Here is a 16459-nt window from a genome sequence, read left to right on the forward strand (position 1 = left end):
TGATGCTGTCGTGAAGGATATTTTCGGGAGGCAGGTGGGTTTTTACTAACCGCTGCCTCCCGATATATCCCTTCTGATCAGAACAAATTGTCTATTTAATGATAACGATGAAGTATACAACATGTCAACTAAACAAATCTTGCATCTCCAACGGACTTATGGAGCACAAGGTACAAATGGCGCCCTGACCTATGATGGTGATCTGGTATGCCATACGATAGAACTGCCCTGGCGTAATAATCTGCGTCGGCTCAGCTGTATTCCCGTAGGTACTTATAAACTGGAAAAAAGAACATATACCCGACATGGGGAACAGATCGGTATTCCTGCGGTCTTGGGAAGGGAAGCAATATTGATCCATGCTGCCAATGATGCTCAGAAAGAGCTTTTGGGCTGTATCGCTCCTGTGACAAAATTAACAGCTGAAGGTTGCGGTACCGAGAGCCGAAAAGCGCTGGAAAAGTTAAAAGCTTTGGTGTATTCGCTGTGGGATATGGGGGAAGAAGTGTTTTTACATATTAAGTAACGGAGTTGTCGCTCTAGCCGCGACAGGCTTTTACTTTTTGTCTTGACACAAAAAGTAAACAAAAAACTCAAGGCTGTATTCCTTTATGCTATTTCACCTTGAATTGGCTAAATGAATTTGAACTCGTTTCACTCAAACATAAATTCATTTTTAACGCCTCTTCATCAGTGTAATTACGCAGTCGTAATACAAGGCCTATTGGATAAGCCTGCAGCTTTTGGGGATTGGTATAGTGATGGATTAACAGGTGACAAAGTAACGTAGTAGGGAGTAACGAAATGATGGAGTAACTAGTGACAGAGTAACGTTTTTTAGTATTCTAACTGACTCACCTTCTAACCTCATAACCCTCTAACCATTTAACCTTCAAACATTAAACAAAATGAAAAAAATAATCAATAAAATCGGTCAGGTCTTGCAGGTGATCCTGCTAGCTCCTGTTAAATTGCCAGGCAAGGCACTGCACATCATCAAATATATCGCGCTGGGTCTTGGTATAGTGGAGACGGTACTGGATGATCCGGACAAAAAAGGAGAGGATGAGTCTATTGTGCAGCAGAAAGAAAAGGAGGTATCCGATGAAAGGGAATGATATCCGGATCGGTACGCTCGGTGGTACGCTGTGTTCCATCTACGCGAGCTTTTCTTTTAATGACCTCTTGCAAGCGGCACTTATGGCCGTGGTCGGTACGGCCGTGAGCTATCTGACCAGTAGGCTATTGGGGAGAGTACGGCGACGTAAAAGCGACTAGCTTTTCTCCTTATTAAATGGGCAGAAGATCAATTTTAAAGGTTCTCAAACTAAAGGGGATAGCTTTTTACTATCCCCTTGATTATATGCGGCATATTTCTTTCCGTTATCCATTCAAAAACTTACCCTGAAATTAGGGATGATGGTGAAGAGTAAGATATTCAGCTCATTGTTTATTCTTCAATCAGTGGCAAGGTTACTGAAAAATTATCCTCAATAATTTGATAATGAAATTTATCTATATGATAATACTGATAAATTGATTTTAAGAGTATTAAACTTTTATCTGTATTATCTAGATAAGTTGAAGATTTTGCAACAAAAGTAGATATGATTTTAAGAGTCATGTTTTCATGATCAAAGTCAATCGTAATTTTAAGTGGTGCTTTAGATGAAAATTGACTGCTATTGATTGCATTTTCAAAAAGCATTTGAATGGAAAACCTCGGTAGTTGTAAAGTCAATACATGATCAGGTAAATGATATTGAATTTCACTTATGGAGTCTCCAAAACGTACCTTTTGTAAAAAAATGTAATCTTTAGCCAGTTCTATCTCTTCATGTACAGTAGCCAGTTCTTTTGCATTGGTCTGTATTATTTTTCGGTATAACTTGGTCATCTTGACTATAAATTTTTTGGATAGCTCTATGTCTTTCCCAATTAAATGTGTCAGAGATCCTAATGAATTAAATAAAAAATGAGGATTAAATTGCTCCCGCAGATGAAGGTATTTTATTTTATTATGTTCATTTTCCTTCCCTAGATGTTGCAATTGCAACCGTTCGATTTTCCTTTGTTCCAAAATGAATAAATAAAATAATAGGGAGACAATAAACATGTCGCCTAGTCCAAGTAGCAAACTGTGGTTTGATAGTTTTTGAACATCTTCTTTAAATGTTAATATTGGAACAGAAACGACGATTGTCGCATCTTTGAAAATTATATTTGACGGGTAATTCTTTACAAAAACATCAATACCAATAAAATCTGATTTAATAATTTTTTCATCAATTTCATTGAATTTATACCTATCATAGTATTTTCCAATATCCTTCTTTTCAGGGCTTATTAAACAGATTCCGGATTTGTCGAAAAGCTTGAAGTAACTGCGGTGTCCATATTTTCGATTTGCTAGGTAGTTATTTAATGTGTTAAGGTCAACACTTATGGTTTTTTTGAAGCTATTACTTTCATTTAAATTATATAGATTATTTTCAGATTTTGTGTCAATATGGATATTCGTAAGAAAAATACTGTCATTTTCGGGTAAGTATGTGTAGACTTTATCAAGAATTTCAAGTTCTTGTGTGACAATTTCGTACTTATGATTAGCGACATCGAGCATCTCAGTAGCGTTCAATTCGTCAATGCTCGAATTTATATTTCCGAGTATAAACATTGACGCTACAATTATTAAAACGGCTGATGTAGCAAGTATTATTTTATTTCTTTTATAATTTCTAATTTTTACTTTTTCTTTTCCCATTTCTAATTCAAATATAAATAAATGTGTTCGAATGATTTAATGATAGCTATTATAAATGCTGAAATGTGGATGAAATTTATCCTTTTAATTTAAGAATGATGGATTTGATTTTGTGATTTTATTACTAATAGATTGATGTGTTATTTTTCAATATGTGAATGCCAGTACTTTCGGGTAGTATGTGTAAACCAGTATATTTTAACAGCTGTAGAGATGACTAAAAACAAAAGAAATATGGAATCAGATCGTTCGATTTGATTCCATAAATACATAATTATGTGTCTTAATAATGAATCTTTGTAAAAAATATATTTAGACCGCATTCATTTATATTTTTATCTTCCATTTTATATTCGCATATTTCTTTATAAAATCTTTAGTAAAAGCAATTTTTTCATCCTTTGTGCCGAGGATTTCTATATTTGCAGCAACAATTTCCTTTGTGTTATTGTTTAAAAAGTAAACGCAAATAATTGGAGATGTATCGTCAAAATAATAACCGGCTTGAATTACTGTACTTCTAATAAAGCCAGTCACTCGATCTTCTAAATTTGTGTCTTGAAAATACCAGTCAATATCAGATTTAATAATTTGATCAATGGTTCTATTCTTAGTATTAAGATTTTTATTTGTGATGGATAGAAAGCCTTTATTAATGTATCCATGTAATTTGTAGTCTATTTCAAAATAAGCTGTATTACGCTGTAATGGGCCTATTAGTATTGGATCTTGATCTATTAGGGGACCAAACCAATCTCTATGTATTATTTTTCTAGCGTTGTCAACTTGTTCGGAAGTTGTGTATGCCTTTTTTGCACCAATATATTCTTGGGCATCACACATTGTTACCCCAACAAAAAATGAAATCGCTATAAGAATAATTTTTTTCATCATCATATTTTTTTAATTAACACTCTATAAAACTAGCAACACCGTTTGTGAAAATAAGTGCTTTATTCGTATTGGGTTCTCCTATTTTTTGTTTGCTAATGTTGATTAATTTGCCATATAAATCTAATAAAGAAGCATCCCCACCTTTCTGAACATCCTCTTTGGTTCCATCTGTATTATCAATAAATTTTTTTACTCTGGATTTAAATCTTGTCCTTTCAATTGCACTTCTTGATTGATAACTATTTTGTGCCAAAGCAAAAAAGAAAGGATCTCGAATGGTTATCGTGTAAACATATTCACCACTTACAACTATAGATGTATAGTTTTTAATATATTCCTTAAGCATTTCATAAGACATCGTCTTATCTGAAGCAAAATTTATTAAATCTTGGGCTGGTACAAAGATATCTGATGGACTGGGGGCTCCTCCATTTGGATGGTTATGAATAAAACCTGTTGCATAACCTTTTGATGAATCCCATGAGGGAGTCCCTATACTGATGCTACTCTCATTTGGACTTGAAATATGGGGACCAAGATATTTAGTAGTCATATCTGTATTAGATGTTGTATAAATATATGCTCCATTTTCCAATGTTTTATTTTTTATATCATTTATCTTTGCTATAACTTGGGGATTTGATGTTAGTTCATTTGCTTTTTTTATTGCATCGCAAGGGTCTTTTGGAAACTGATCAAATTCTTCCGATTTATACAAGCTAGCAATCCGTTCCAATGGATTTTCTATATCATTAAAAGATCCACCTCCTCCCCAAGTCGGTTCTTTTTTTGGTGGAATTGGCCATAGTACATCTTGACACTCGATCGTAGTATGTGTTTGTGTTCTTTGCTTCCACTCACCGGCAAAAGTACCATCTCTGCAAAAACCTAGATGATATGGTGGGTTACATGATCCGCCACGACTTGGTGCTAAGGTAACAATCCCGTCAGGGCATATTGTATACCAAGTGCACAAATTTACTATTGCACAAGATCTTAACATAATGTATTCACCATCGTAAAAAGACATTTTTTTACTATCTAATTTTGGTTTTTGAAATTGTGCGTTGCCATTTTTATAAATATATGTAAATTGATGTCGTGATATAATATCAATTAAGATTAATGTTCCATTTTGTAGAAAATTTTCATCTGATGATTGTTTCGTGTTTTCTTCGGGAAAAAAATTACCAAAATAAAAATCATTGTTATTTTTGACAAGTAAAAAAGACTCATTATTAAGAGATTTTCCTACAAGTTCCTTATCTCCTTTCTTAGTAATTATTGATAAAGGAATTATGGTATGATTTGTAGAATCATTTACTTCTGAATATCTTGCATTATCCCACTTTGGAATATAAGTGGTTATTAAATCTGAAGTCAAAGTGTCATACATCCTCTTTTCAATTCCTAATTGATGGTACCAGTTCTTTATTTCTTTGATGTTTGCTGATTTTTGTTTGTTTTCAAGTAATGAAAAATCATATTTACTGTCGTCACTACATGAATTTAAAATAAGGAAAAATAATATTGTAATTATTGATAAATGCTTTAATGTTTTTTTATTTGTTTTTGACATAATAATATTTGTTGTCTATGTTGCACAAAAGCCACAGATAAAAGCACTTTGAGTATATTCTTTTCAACTGTGCTGAGTGCAATTTCTTATCCATTGCTTTATCAGGCAATATGTTATATTGGATTTTCGGGACGCAAGTTGTTATTTTTAAATGTGCGTGTAAAGATTAGATCAGTAAAGTTTATAATACTTTTTCTGATCTAATCCACTATTTTATTATTTTAGAACAAGAAAAATAGTAGCCTCTTTACCAATATTGTAATCAGATAATGTTCTGCCATCTTCTAATTGTTTACCACCAAAAATTATCCTTTGTTGATCAGGTTTAAATCCTTCTTTATCTTGAATTTTAAATTTTACATTTTGTATCGTGGTAAATGAGGTTACTTCTAGGGTAATTGTTTTACCAGTAAGTGTTTTTACAAAAATTTGGAAACTCGCTGCATTAGCTAAAGTACTTGTCTCAATGGACTTATTTGCAAAAATTGAGCATGGATTCATACATAAGTTTAGTAATAGGCCTGTAAATAGGATTTTTTTCATATTTATAATTATTGTTTGAATTGTTTTTTTTTAATATTTAATTCTGCGGCGAATATATTTTAATACTGATGGTGGGTTTTACGGGAAACCGTATTCACTTTGTAAATAGCAGTTAGTCAGTAAAAAAAATAATAAACAAATTAAAAAAGATACTTCAAAAAATAAATCGTGCGCTACAGGTGATCTTGATACCACCTATTAAATTGCCAGGCAAGGCACTTCACATCATCAAATATATCGCTCTGGAGCTTGGTATAGTGGAGAAGGTACTGGATGATCCGGACAAAAAAGGAGAGGAGGAGTCTCCGCCAACGGAGAAGGACACAGCGCAGAAAGAAAAGGAGGTATCCGATGAAAGGGAATGATATCCGAATCGGTACGCTCGGTGGTACGCTGTGTTCCATCTACGCGACGTTTTCTTTTGGTGACCTCTTGCAAACGGCACTTATGGCCGTGGTCGGTACGGTCGTGAGCTATCTGACCAGTAGGCTATTGGGGAAAGTGGGGAAACGCAGGCCGAAGTAACTTTTATGTGGATGTTGATCCAGCATCGATTAAGGAAAGTGAAGCGCTCCACAACGGGGCGCTTACTTGGTATCTCTTATGGTGAGATTATGGAAATAAACCGATGCCAATGACACTAGATGGAAAATAATCAGGATGAACACTTTGATCAAAGATGAAAAGAATATTTTATTTATAGCAACAAAGTTGCATTTGAGATATTGATTATCTATTTTTGGCTCAGCGTATAAAAAATGATTACGATATGGATAAAGTTTTAGAAACATTGATTGTTGATGAAATAGGCGATAGTCACTTGATGACATCAATAGATACCCCGCTGCGCGAAGACGCATTTGAAAAATCTGATGAAGAAAAAATACATTGTATTGCCCGATATTTTAAAGGTATCATGGAAGAACTTGGCCTTGATCTCACTGATGACAGCATCCAAGGGACACCTTATCGTGTGGCAAAAATGTATTTGAAAGAAATATTTCATGGACTGGATCCTAAAAATAAACCTAAAATTTCCATATTCGACAATAAATATGAGTACCACAAAATGCTGGTAGAAAAAGATATCAGCGTTGTATCGTTTTGTGAGCACCACTTTATGCCTATTGTTGGAAAAGCACATGTCGCTTATGTCCCAAAAGATCATGTGATCGGTCTTTCAAAAATAAATCGTATCGTAACGTACTACTGCCGAAGACCTCAAGTACAAGAAAGACTGACCCTACAGATCTACCGTGAACTGACAGCAGTGCTGGGTACAGATGCTGTCATGGTGGTGGTGGAGGCCGAACATATGTGTGTGTCCGCTAGAGGTGTCCAAGATGTTCAAAGCAAAACCATCACCATGGAATATGGAGGCATTTTCCTCGAAAAGGAGCGACGTGATGAGTTTTTAACCCTGATCGGATAGCATTAAATTGATCATCTATTTAGCAGTACTCGTGTTAGAAAATATAAATGCAACAATATTGCTTTTAGAGTTTTCAATTACTACATTTGTGTACATAAGAAATACACATTTAGCATATGAAACGTAGTCAGCGCTTGTTCGCATTAATTTTTTTATCTGTCCTTACCGTGGTTGCAAATACCTCCTGCCGGACGGTCCCAAACAGAAATCTGTCATCAAAAAAAGATGATAGCTCCATACTTCGCTTAAGAGATTCTATTTTGCAGGCAGGACTTGATGGTGAAGCTTTGTACACCATTCTTGGCCATATCAAGCCTATGAGCAGCGTCGTGGCTTTTAACTTTCCAATTGGCAATCGTGATAGTACTAAAAAGTTGGAAGGGAATATTTTAGCCGGTGAAAAACAGTTTCGTGAATTGGACACACTTCATCAGATTCAGCAGGCTTTAAATTTGATTCAGATTCCTGATCTTAAATTTGTTCTTGTTCCTTATCGATCGGGTTACAGCTCTTCACGGGTACTGCAAGTGACCGTGTTACGTATTTCTGCTGTAGACAGTGTGCTCAGTGCAAGAAAATCGTTCTTTGGACAATATGGTTTTGTGCCCGGTACGGATCCTGCAGTGCTCCTTACGGTGAATGAGTACGAAAAACGCTATGAAAGGCTTCGCGGGTATGGCTATTTATTTGGTTATCCGGACTATGCGGTAGATTTTTTTGTTAAAGCTTTTCAACAATCGGATAGCACAGGTATACATGTTGAAAGAAACTTTTTTCAAATTCCGACTTACGCTCGTGAAACCGGCAATTTTGTATATGCGTACCCCAAAGACCAGGTGCCATCAGCTGTCGATTCGGCAATTTATAAAAGTGCGAAACATGTTTTAGAAAATTATAAAGCATTACGTGGGCATTATTTAAACCAAGATAGTACAGTGCGAGCTTATGAGTTAATCCAAGATCATGCTAAAGCACTGAACAAAAAGAAAGGGAATGACTAAAGGTTCCACAAAAGTAGGGTTGTGGGGCGCAATTGCTCTTGTTGTTGCCAATATGATCGGAACAGGAATTTTTACAAGTTTAGGTTTTCAATTAGAGGGTGTCACTTCTGTATTTCCGATTATGCTTTTGTGGTTTATCGGAGGGCTGACTGCTTTCTGCGGAGCGGTCAGTTACAGGCAGTTGATCCGTTATTTTCCTGATTCTGGAGGAGAAACTTACTTTGTGAGCCAGCTCTATGGTAAGCAGGCGTCCTATCTAACAGGGGTTATCACATTAATATTTGGATTTTCTGCACCAATTGCGTTATCTGCGCTCGCGTTTGCAAATTATTTAATACCTACAACGTTATGTAATGCCGCAATTGTGGCCTCAGCACTGGTTGTGGGTATCAGTGTCCTGCATTCCATCGATATTCGTACAAGCAGCCGTTTACAGGCCATCTCTTCAGGTTTTAAGGTGGTTGTGTTACTGATTTTTATAGGTTTTGGGTTGAGTGCCGGTAATCAGGGAGCTGTGCGGATCCAACCGAGTGATCGTGATATGGATGCGATATTTACGGTGCCCTATATGTTATCATTAATGTATGTTCACTATGCCTTTTCGGGATGGAATGCAAGCGTCTATATCTTCCGTGAGATCAGACAAGATACGATCTTATACCGATCTCTATTTTTGTCTGTGGCTCTGGTTACAGTTTTATATATGTTGCTGAATTTCGTGTTTTTGACTTCGTCGGGTATAGCACAACTTAAAGGCGTGGTCGAAGTAGGAGAGGTTGCTGCAAAAAATATTTTTGGCAGCACAATAGGCCGTGTGTTTTCTGTGGTCATCGCGCTATTGCTTGTGTCGGGGATCAGCGCGATGGTCTGGGCTGGTTCTCGTGTTTCGATGAAGGTCGAAGAACTTTTTAAGGGAACTATTTCTGCCGTTGACATCCCTAGGAAGCATATCGTAATCCAGGCGCTTGTTAGTATTTTATTTATCTGGATTGTTAATTTTGAAACAATTCTTGCGCTCACATCGGTCGTCTTATCCTTGTGTTCGGTTTCGGTAGTACTGGGATTGTTTATTCATGATAAAAGGCAGGGAGATCGGGCAAATTTATCATTATTTGTCAAAATCTGTGCGATAGGCTATTGTTTAGTCATCAGCAGTTCCAACCTTTATCTCTTTTATGCTGCTGTTATGGCTTACGTTTAAGAAATTACAAATGGGAGCATGTTTTTTGTATGCTCCCATTTGTAATCCTTGATCTAAAAGTTGATCCCGACGCTCACTTGGTAGGAGGTTCGTTTATCAAATATTTTGCTTGAGGGTTTCATTAAACTTCCCTCAGCTTGAATATAAAGTTGCGATAGCTTATTTTCCTGCAGCTGACGCGAATAGCGGACCGGAATGTGTAAGCATAACGCATCGCTCTGCATCCAGGCTAGATCATTATTTTCGAGCTTCGTTACGGTAGGATATTCAGGGAAGTTTCCTTTATAATGATAGTTTGCACTGATGTTTTGACGGTAAGATGTCTGTAAACCGATCATTAATCCTTGTTCGAGGTGGGAAGATAATAGGATCTGTCTCTCGGTGCCTAATTGATATAAAAATGTTTCTGATTTTTTATTACTACCGGGGATGATATAACGGTCGTCAATCTTTTCATATTGAATACCCCCATTAAATTTCCATTTATAGCCAACATTTTTCTTGTGTAAGAACGTATAGTTCAGACCACTGATTGTCGTGCGGTAAGTGGATCTGACATCTTTTGATAAGATGTCCCAATAATTTTCCTCTTCACGGTTGACACGTTGTAATACATATTCGATGCCGTTCATATCGCGCTGATAAAAGGTTGCATTTATGCGATGGAGCCGTACGTTATCTTCCTTGAATAGGGAAGCGTTTGCGGACAGAATTTTTCGTGATACAGAGCCCACAGGCATAGGACTGCTGTAGGAGCTGTTGACATCTTCCACTTCCCATTTGTAATGACCGCTGAGAAGAACGCGAACCGATCCACTGTATTCATAGTGCAAACCTAGCCCCGTGGAATTGCCCATATAGTTATACAATCCACTTCCTCCAAGTGCAGCTATGGAATGCCCCAGACCCATGACGGTATAGTATTGTTGGTTGACATAGGTATTGACCAAAGATTGAGCAGACTCTTCTTTCGTATCTTGATATGTAAAACTCGTTCCAAGATGGTGTTTCCCTAAATGGTACATGATACTCGGACTCAGGTAGAGGGAGTAATAATAATTTTCGGCTCTAATATCACGCTGTTTTGCTCCGGATGAGGCCTTATATTGGCTTTCTAATCCAAAAGTCCAGCGATCTTTGTATCTCGGGGAAGTTACAGCAAAGTCCAAAGTATAATGTTGGTTGCGCCAATCACTACTGTTGGTATCTGCGACTAAAAAGGGCATTCCTCGGTAGGGATCGATAAGGGAAGCATTAAAATCGACTTCATTCAATTGCTGCCGTTTATATTTAAATCCACCTTCCAAATAGAACTGGCCGAGGTTTAAATTACCGCGAGTGGCGATTGTTTGCTCATTTGATGACCTAGGCTGCTGGGGACGCCTGAAATCTCCTTGATCAGAACGATGTGCAAGGTATAAGGTGGAATAGTGTAGCACTGAATCTAACGTCAATGCCGCTGCAACTCCTGTATGTTGCCAAAGCCGTCTGCTTTCATTTAAGGAAATGGATGATGGTTCCAAAGAGTTAGGGCTTTTTTGTGCACGTAACTGCGTACCGCTTAATGCTGCGATCAGTGTTAAATAGACTATTTTAGAAGATATTTTCATTTTTTATTCATTGCTAGGTGATCGTAATTTTTTAGCTTAATTCGCATGGCTCCAGTTCGGTTTTTTTTCGCCATTTCTTCTGAATTGAGGAGCAGTATTGCGTTCAAAGTCGTCTGTACTATTATTTGTATCCATGTAGAACGGTCGGCCATCTTCTTTTTTCTCCCTGACTTTACGGGCTACCGCCTGTCCGATATATGTTGCTCCGACATATGTCATACCGGCATCCACTTCAGCAGGAACTCTTTTGGCGGTGATCATATTGGCATTGTGTCCTGCTTCCACAGCATCCAAAAGGTAGCTGCGTGGTATTTTGGCAAAAAGTTGGGTACCTGTGGTTCCAAGATTTCTGGTCCGGAGGTTTATATTGTTTACAGGATCCCAGTTTGATGCCTCTGGTATGCGAAAAATAACGTATGCCGCTCCAAAGACCGAGGTCAGGTATTGCGGAACAGATCCTTTGGATGAATTGCCATTATAAAATACGTGCTGCATATCCAATGCTGGCTGATTGGGAAAATTGGGATTGTCCATGTTAAATTCAAATTCAGCTGTCGAACAATCGATTGGTGATGAAGGGTTGTATTGTGCGAGTTTATGGTTTGCTGCAAATTGGGCTATATGAATGGATTCGCCAGGAAGTAGGGGATATTCTTTTCCTGTACCAGGAATTTTCCAAACGCGGTCACCGTAAACATATTTGTCTCCATCTTCAGTCGGCCATACAGGTAGTACTTGGGTGGCTATGGTTGGAGTCAAAGTTGCAAAGTGTAAACCGTCTAAGTAAACCGTTTCCTCTGAATTGTTGTATATTTCATAAAATTGATCCCTAAAATAGAACGGGGCAGATCCTGAGTAATAGATTTGACTGAATACTAAGGGGCTTTGTTTGAGTCCGCTTACAGCTAGATTGAGCTGCTGGTCATTTTTTACAATACCATAATTGACCACACCTGCATTTAAGTAATATGAATCTTCAAGATCATCCTTTCGCAACCCGGCGATGTTGATGCTATATAAGCCCGGGGGAAGGCTATCCATAAGGAGCTGACCGTGAGCAATGGTTCCGGATCTTACGATTCCCTCTTTAAAATTGGTGAACTTGACCGTTAATCCGTCCAAATTTGAAATTGTCGGTATTGTTGATGTTGTTTTGACTTGAATCTTGTAATACTGGACGATCGGTGTATCCAGTGCCGAATTGATTTTTTTACATGAACCAAAGAGTAATAGGATACTCATGGCAAGTCCTATATAGTTTTTAACTGTTGACATGATCTGATTTTTATAAATTATAATTTGAAAGAGAGTTCCATCCCAAAGTAATAGGGAACATTTCTTTTGTAATAATATCCTTTTACACGTTGTGATGATGCGATCTGATAGTGTCTGAACATATTGTTTGCAAAGAATGAAATGCGTCCAAGATCTGCGATCTCTTTACTGATATTGATATGGAAAGAAAGGAGCGGACTGAATGACTCGCGAATGGCATTTAACCGGTTGATATTACGCATTAAGGGTTTAAATTCGGGGTTTTCACTTTGCGCAGGATCGAAATCATGAACTTTCCCGTCGAATTTTGAGATATACTTAATGGGGATAGAATCATTCCCGAACGTGTTCCAGTTACTTTCATTCCAGATGACCTGGGTACGTAGTGTCACGACAAATCCTATTTTGGGGATATTGTGGGTAGTGGTCAGTGTGGAAGTCATAGACTGCTCATAAGAACGGCTTATGTTGGGATCATAAAGGGCAATATGTGTTCGTCCAGCACCACCAGTTGTGCTATTGTCGTCAAAATAATGATAATCATTGGAGTAGCTTTCGTTACGGATCCAAGCACCGTTCAGAGCAAATTCGGTTCGGATATTTTCAAATCTTCCGAGAGAAAAGTCAATTTCAACTCCCTTGGTATTGATCTGCCTGTTGTTGGTGGGCATATTATATTTTGCCAATACAGGGTTGTTTGCTGCTACTTCATAGATGGGCTTACCGTTATCACCTGTCCGCTCATATTCCATATAACTGACGGGTTTAAAAGAGTTTTGAGTCAGTCCCATTGCATAGACATTTCTCAAATGGTCGCGAAAGGCGGTGATTGAAAATTTCTTTTTACCCAAAAACAGATCTGTACCGATTTCGATCCGTTCATTGGAAGCGATGTTAAGGTTCGTGTTTTTCGTCTCAAAACTTCGTGTTGTGGTCATGAAAATACGCTCTTCTTCTGTCAGGTATGAATCTGCCATCTCGTTGATATTGATGTACTCAAAATAAGCAGCTTGCGGGTAGAGGTAAAGTAGGCTAGGGGCCTTTGCTAATTTACCGTATGCAGCTCGAAAATTAAGTGTACGCGGAACCAGTTCATAGTTTAGATTAATACGAGGAGACAAAGCCTGTTTATTGGTCGAAAAAACATCATATCGAATTCCTGCTGCTATCGCTAATTGGCGTTCGCCGAGATCCATGGAAAGCTGATTTTCAGCATAGGCACCAAACTGGTTAAATGCAGGAATGTCTTGGAATGCCCGAGGTCGATAAGTCGAGTTTACGTAAGACAGGTTGCGGTAGGGAGGTGCAGTTGGTGAAAAAACAGTTCCCTTTCCGAAGTTCTTATTGATTCTATAATCGGCACCTATTGACCACTTATTTTGAGTATTTCCGATATTATTGAAAAATGTTGCTTTCGCTTTTAAAAAGGTACTGAATTCTTTGCCGTAAATATGGTACATACCGAGATAAGTACTGGGCAAGTAGTGTGCATAATGATCAATTTGCGTTAAACTTTGAGGGTTTAGAAGATGACCATCGACATCATAAATCGGCATGCCGGGTTTGTTTGTAAGCACGGTCCCATCTTCTTTGGTCATGGAATAGGGGGCTGTCGCTGAAGTCTGCTGGTCCTGTGCAAAGGCGGTTTTGTTGGTGTACGAAATGTTGGCGACATAGTTGATGTTTTTAAGCCACTTTGCAGTGAAAGAGAGGTTTCCTTCTGTATTGAAAGATAACCCCAGATCACGTCCACTGGAAGCTTTCATGGTTACGGCATCATCCGGATTTTGTCTACGCGTATCTTTTCCGAAAAGCACACTTAAAGTTGAGTTTGTACGCAATCTTTTATCAAAAAATGAATTGCTGTATTGGCTATTGGCATTGAACCGCTGGTAACTCAAGTACGATTGAACCGGATCATTGGTATTCTTGGCATAGTCTAACGCGATATTTAATGCACCGGCATCTGTTCCAAGTAAAAGACCTTTTGAGAGGGATAGTTGGTATACATTCGGGTTGGTCTTTGCATTGATTCTCAATGGCGCTTGTCCAGCCTGAGTCTTGACGATGACCAGTCCGTTGGTAATATCACCGTGCTCAACACTTGGTACACCACGTATGATCTCGATCGATTCGATATGATCGACTGCTAGTAGTCGTGTATCAAAACCGCCGCTGGGGTTAGCTCCGCCGGCTAAGGGTGCCGTATTTCCGGCGACTGTAGCGGAAATAGTCTGGAGATTGGCATTGTTGTTCATTGGAGCACCGTTTAACACGATACCGGTGCCAAATGCATTTGCGTTATTATTTGAACCGACCACGTTACGGATATTGATCTGTTTACTACCGGTGAGATCCTGATTGCTGACCGTTCCGCCAGGTAAAAGAGCCATAACGTCAGCCAACGTATTCGCTTGTAGGTGATCCAGTGCGTTGCGGGAGATCAGCGAAGATGTACCGGTGTTGTTGTTATCATTTTTGGCAGTCACGTCCGCTTCTTGGAGTCTGAAATTTGCTGCTTGAAGAATCAATTCAAGATTTGGTATTGCTCCTTTTATATGCATGGTTGTGTCAGCGCTGACTCTTCCAACATAGGATACATTTATTTTCAGCAGTCCTGTAGGAATGGCAGAGAAGCTGAAGCTCCCATTATGATCAGTGGTGGTGGTCAGTCCTATGTTCTGGATGGCGACTGTTGCATTCGCCAGCGGTTTTTTGTTTGCTCCGTAATCTTGCGAAAAGATTGTTCCTTTAATTTGATGGGATTCTTGTGCAAAAACGGAGGTGCAATTTAAACCTACAAGAAATACCGCCACACCAGGTAGATGCTTTAATTTTTTAACATTCATTTTTATTCGGCTAAGTTTTGACAAATATAAAGGTATATATTGTAAATGCAACTAAATTGCTTTTGTAAAATTACTTATTTTATTGATATAGTTTATACAGGGTTCCTGAGTAGAAAAAATATGGAGTTATTAAGGTAATGAAGAAGTTAGTGCAGGAATGACGGAGTAACAAGTGATGGAGTAACGAAGTAGTGACTAGTGACGGAGTAACGATGGAACTGCTCTAACCTCATAACCTTCTAACCTCATAACTATTCTCTAACCCTCTAACATTAACAAAATGAAAAAAATAATCAATAAAATCGGTCAGGTCTTGCAGGTGATCCTGCTGGCACCTGTTAAATTGCCAGGCAAGGCATTGCATATCATCAAATATATCGCGCTGGGGCTTGGTATAGTGGAGAAGGTACTGGATGATCTGGACAAAAAAGGAGAGGATGAGTCTCCGCCGGATGAGTCCATTGTGCAGCAGAAAGAAAAGGAGGTGCCGGATGAAATGGAAAAATTCTATCGGATCAGCCTGATCAATAGTTTGATCGGTTTTAAACCAGTCAATCTTTTGGGTAGTTGTAATGAGCTGTATACCGATGGATTTAAAGCTCCTTTTGTCAGAGAATCTACTGTCAGAATAGGCTTGGAATTGCGAGAAATCATGGATATACCGCTCAATGGAACAACGATTGTCATTGGCGAAATCGTCCAGATTTTACTGGATGATTTGATTGTTGAAGAGGATGGCACTGTCGATCATGTTCAGGCAGGATCAATGGCTGTAGCCGGATTGGACCGTTATCTTATTCCGGAGTTTGCAGGTCGTTTATCTTATGCAAAACCAGGAATTAAGCTGGAGGAAATAAACAAGTAGCAACAAATTTACTCGAGTGAATAGTTTCACATTTCGTTATAATTTCATTCGACCTATCAAGCAAATAGCCGCTTAACAATATCTTAAAAAAAACCTATTATGTAGTCAAAGCTCTAATTGAAAGTTTAGCTAATCATTCTGAGTAAGTTCATCATTCGTGAAGAGCTATTTCATTTGGTCATTTCCGCATTGGGGAGTGATATTGTATTTTACTTATATTTTCCCTTAACCTCATTTGTCGCTGTTTTCATTTAATTGTGCGATAAAATTGCGCAATCGATTGATTTAAAATAATTATTTTTTTGATACATTATTTATTTAACTTCATTTCTAATTGTGTGAGTTATTGTGAATTGTGTAACCCATGATTTAAGTAGCTTGTAAATAAACCTAAAAAGTCCAAAATGGATTTTCTTTTTTCAAGTATTGCGCTCGTCAGGGTGAAA

General features: G+C 38.0%; 14 protein-coding genes. 6 read left to right on the plus strand and 8 right to left on the minus strand.

The window, feature by feature from the left end; translation table 11 throughout:
- The first annotated feature begins 121 nt into the window (after positions 1-121).
- The gene (locus tag C8N37_RS04335) at positions 122-526 is read left to right on the plus strand and encodes a DUF5675 family protein (RefSeq protein ID WP_108157714.1); all 405 of its coding nucleotides are present in this window, start codon (positions 122-124) and stop codon (positions 524-526) included.
- 382 nt (positions 527-908) lie between these two features.
- Positions 909-1118 (plus strand): hypothetical protein, encoded by a 210-nt coding sequence (locus tag C8N37_RS04340; RefSeq protein WP_108157715.1) that lies wholly within the window; start codon positions 909-911, stop codon positions 1116-1118.
- A 332-nt stretch (positions 1119-1450) separates the two neighbouring features.
- On the opposite strand, the gene C8N37_RS04345 is transcribed toward C8N37_RS04340, so the two are convergent.
- From C8N37_RS04345 to C8N37_RS22645, 5 genes are all read right to left on the minus strand, one after another.
- Positions 1451-2764: a sensor histidine kinase gene (locus C8N37_RS04345; protein ID WP_108157716.1), complete on the minus strand. Its 1314-nt coding sequence runs from the start codon at positions 2762-2764 to the stop codon at positions 1451-1453.
- A gap of 327 nt (positions 2765-3091) precedes the next feature.
- Positions 3092-3661 (minus strand): hypothetical protein, encoded by a 570-nt coding sequence (locus C8N37_RS04350; RefSeq protein WP_108157717.1) that lies wholly within the window; start codon positions 3659-3661, stop codon positions 3092-3094.
- A gap of 10 nt (positions 3662-3671) precedes the next feature.
- Complete coding sequence (locus tag C8N37_RS04355; RefSeq protein ID WP_108157718.1) at positions 3672-5237, minus strand: hypothetical protein; 1566 nt, start codon at positions 5235-5237, stop codon at positions 3672-3674.
- A 216-nt stretch (positions 5238-5453) separates the two neighbouring features.
- Entirely contained in the window at positions 5454-5780 is a 327-nt protein-coding gene (locus C8N37_RS04360) for a ubiquitin-like protein (protein WP_211322191.1), read from the minus strand.
- Positions 5781-6008: 228 nt separating this feature from the next.
- Complete coding sequence (locus C8N37_RS22645; RefSeq protein WP_146170997.1) at positions 6009-6218, minus strand: hypothetical protein; 210 nt, start codon at positions 6216-6218, stop codon at positions 6009-6011.
- Positions 6219-6519: 301 nt separating this feature from the next.
- Here C8N37_RS22645 and folE point away from each other — a divergent pair, with 301 nt between their 5' ends.
- The 3 genes from folE (at position 6520) to C8N37_RS04380 (ending at position 9414) form a co-directional block, all read left to right on the plus strand.
- Positions 6520-7212 carry a GTP cyclohydrolase I FolE gene (folE, locus tag C8N37_RS04370; protein ID WP_244914336.1) on the plus strand — a complete coding sequence of 231 codons (693 nt, stop codon included), beginning with the start codon at positions 6520-6522 and terminating at the stop codon, positions 7210-7212.
- 116 nt (positions 7213-7328) lie between these two features.
- A complete protein-coding gene (locus C8N37_RS04375) occupies positions 7329-8213 on the plus strand; it encodes a hypothetical protein (RefSeq protein ID WP_108157721.1) in 885 nt (294 codons plus the stop codon).
- Complete coding sequence (locus C8N37_RS04380; protein WP_108157722.1) at positions 8206-9414, plus strand: APC family permease; 1209 nt, start codon at positions 8206-8208, stop codon at positions 9412-9414. Before C8N37_RS04375 ends, C8N37_RS04380 begins: the two co-directional genes overlap by 8 nt.
- A 53-nt stretch (positions 9415-9467) precedes the next feature.
- Here C8N37_RS04380 and C8N37_RS04385 read toward each other — a convergent pair whose 3' ends face one another.
- Genes C8N37_RS04385 through C8N37_RS04395 form a run of 3 tightly spaced genes read right to left on the minus strand, consistent with a single transcriptional unit; the run spans position 9468 to position 15148 of the window.
- Entirely contained in the window at positions 9468-11024 is a 1557-nt protein-coding gene (locus C8N37_RS04385; protein ID WP_108157723.1) for a DUF6850 family outer membrane beta-barrel protein, read from the minus strand.
- Between the two features lie 36 nt (positions 11025-11060).
- Positions 11061-12299: a DUF4876 domain-containing protein gene (locus C8N37_RS04390; protein WP_186812843.1), complete on the minus strand. Its 1239-nt coding sequence runs from the start codon at positions 12297-12299 to the stop codon at positions 11061-11063.
- A gap of 17 nt (positions 12300-12316) precedes the next feature.
- Complete coding sequence (locus C8N37_RS04395) at positions 12317-15148, minus strand: TonB-dependent receptor (protein WP_108157724.1); 2832 nt, start codon at positions 15146-15148, stop codon at positions 12317-12319.
- Positions 15149-15428: 280 nt separating this feature from the next.
- Between C8N37_RS04395 and C8N37_RS04400 the strand changes: the two genes are divergently transcribed.
- On the plus strand, positions 15429-16013 hold the full coding sequence (locus C8N37_RS04400; protein WP_108157725.1) for a hypothetical protein: 585 nt from the start codon (positions 15429-15431) through the stop codon (positions 16011-16013).
- Positions 16014-16459 lie beyond the last annotated feature (446 nt).

The sequence above is a fragment of the Sphingobacterium faecium genome (genome assembly GCF_003054045.1).
Lineage (GTDB): Bacteria > Bacteroidota > Bacteroidia > Sphingobacteriales > Sphingobacteriaceae > Sphingobacterium > Sphingobacterium faecium.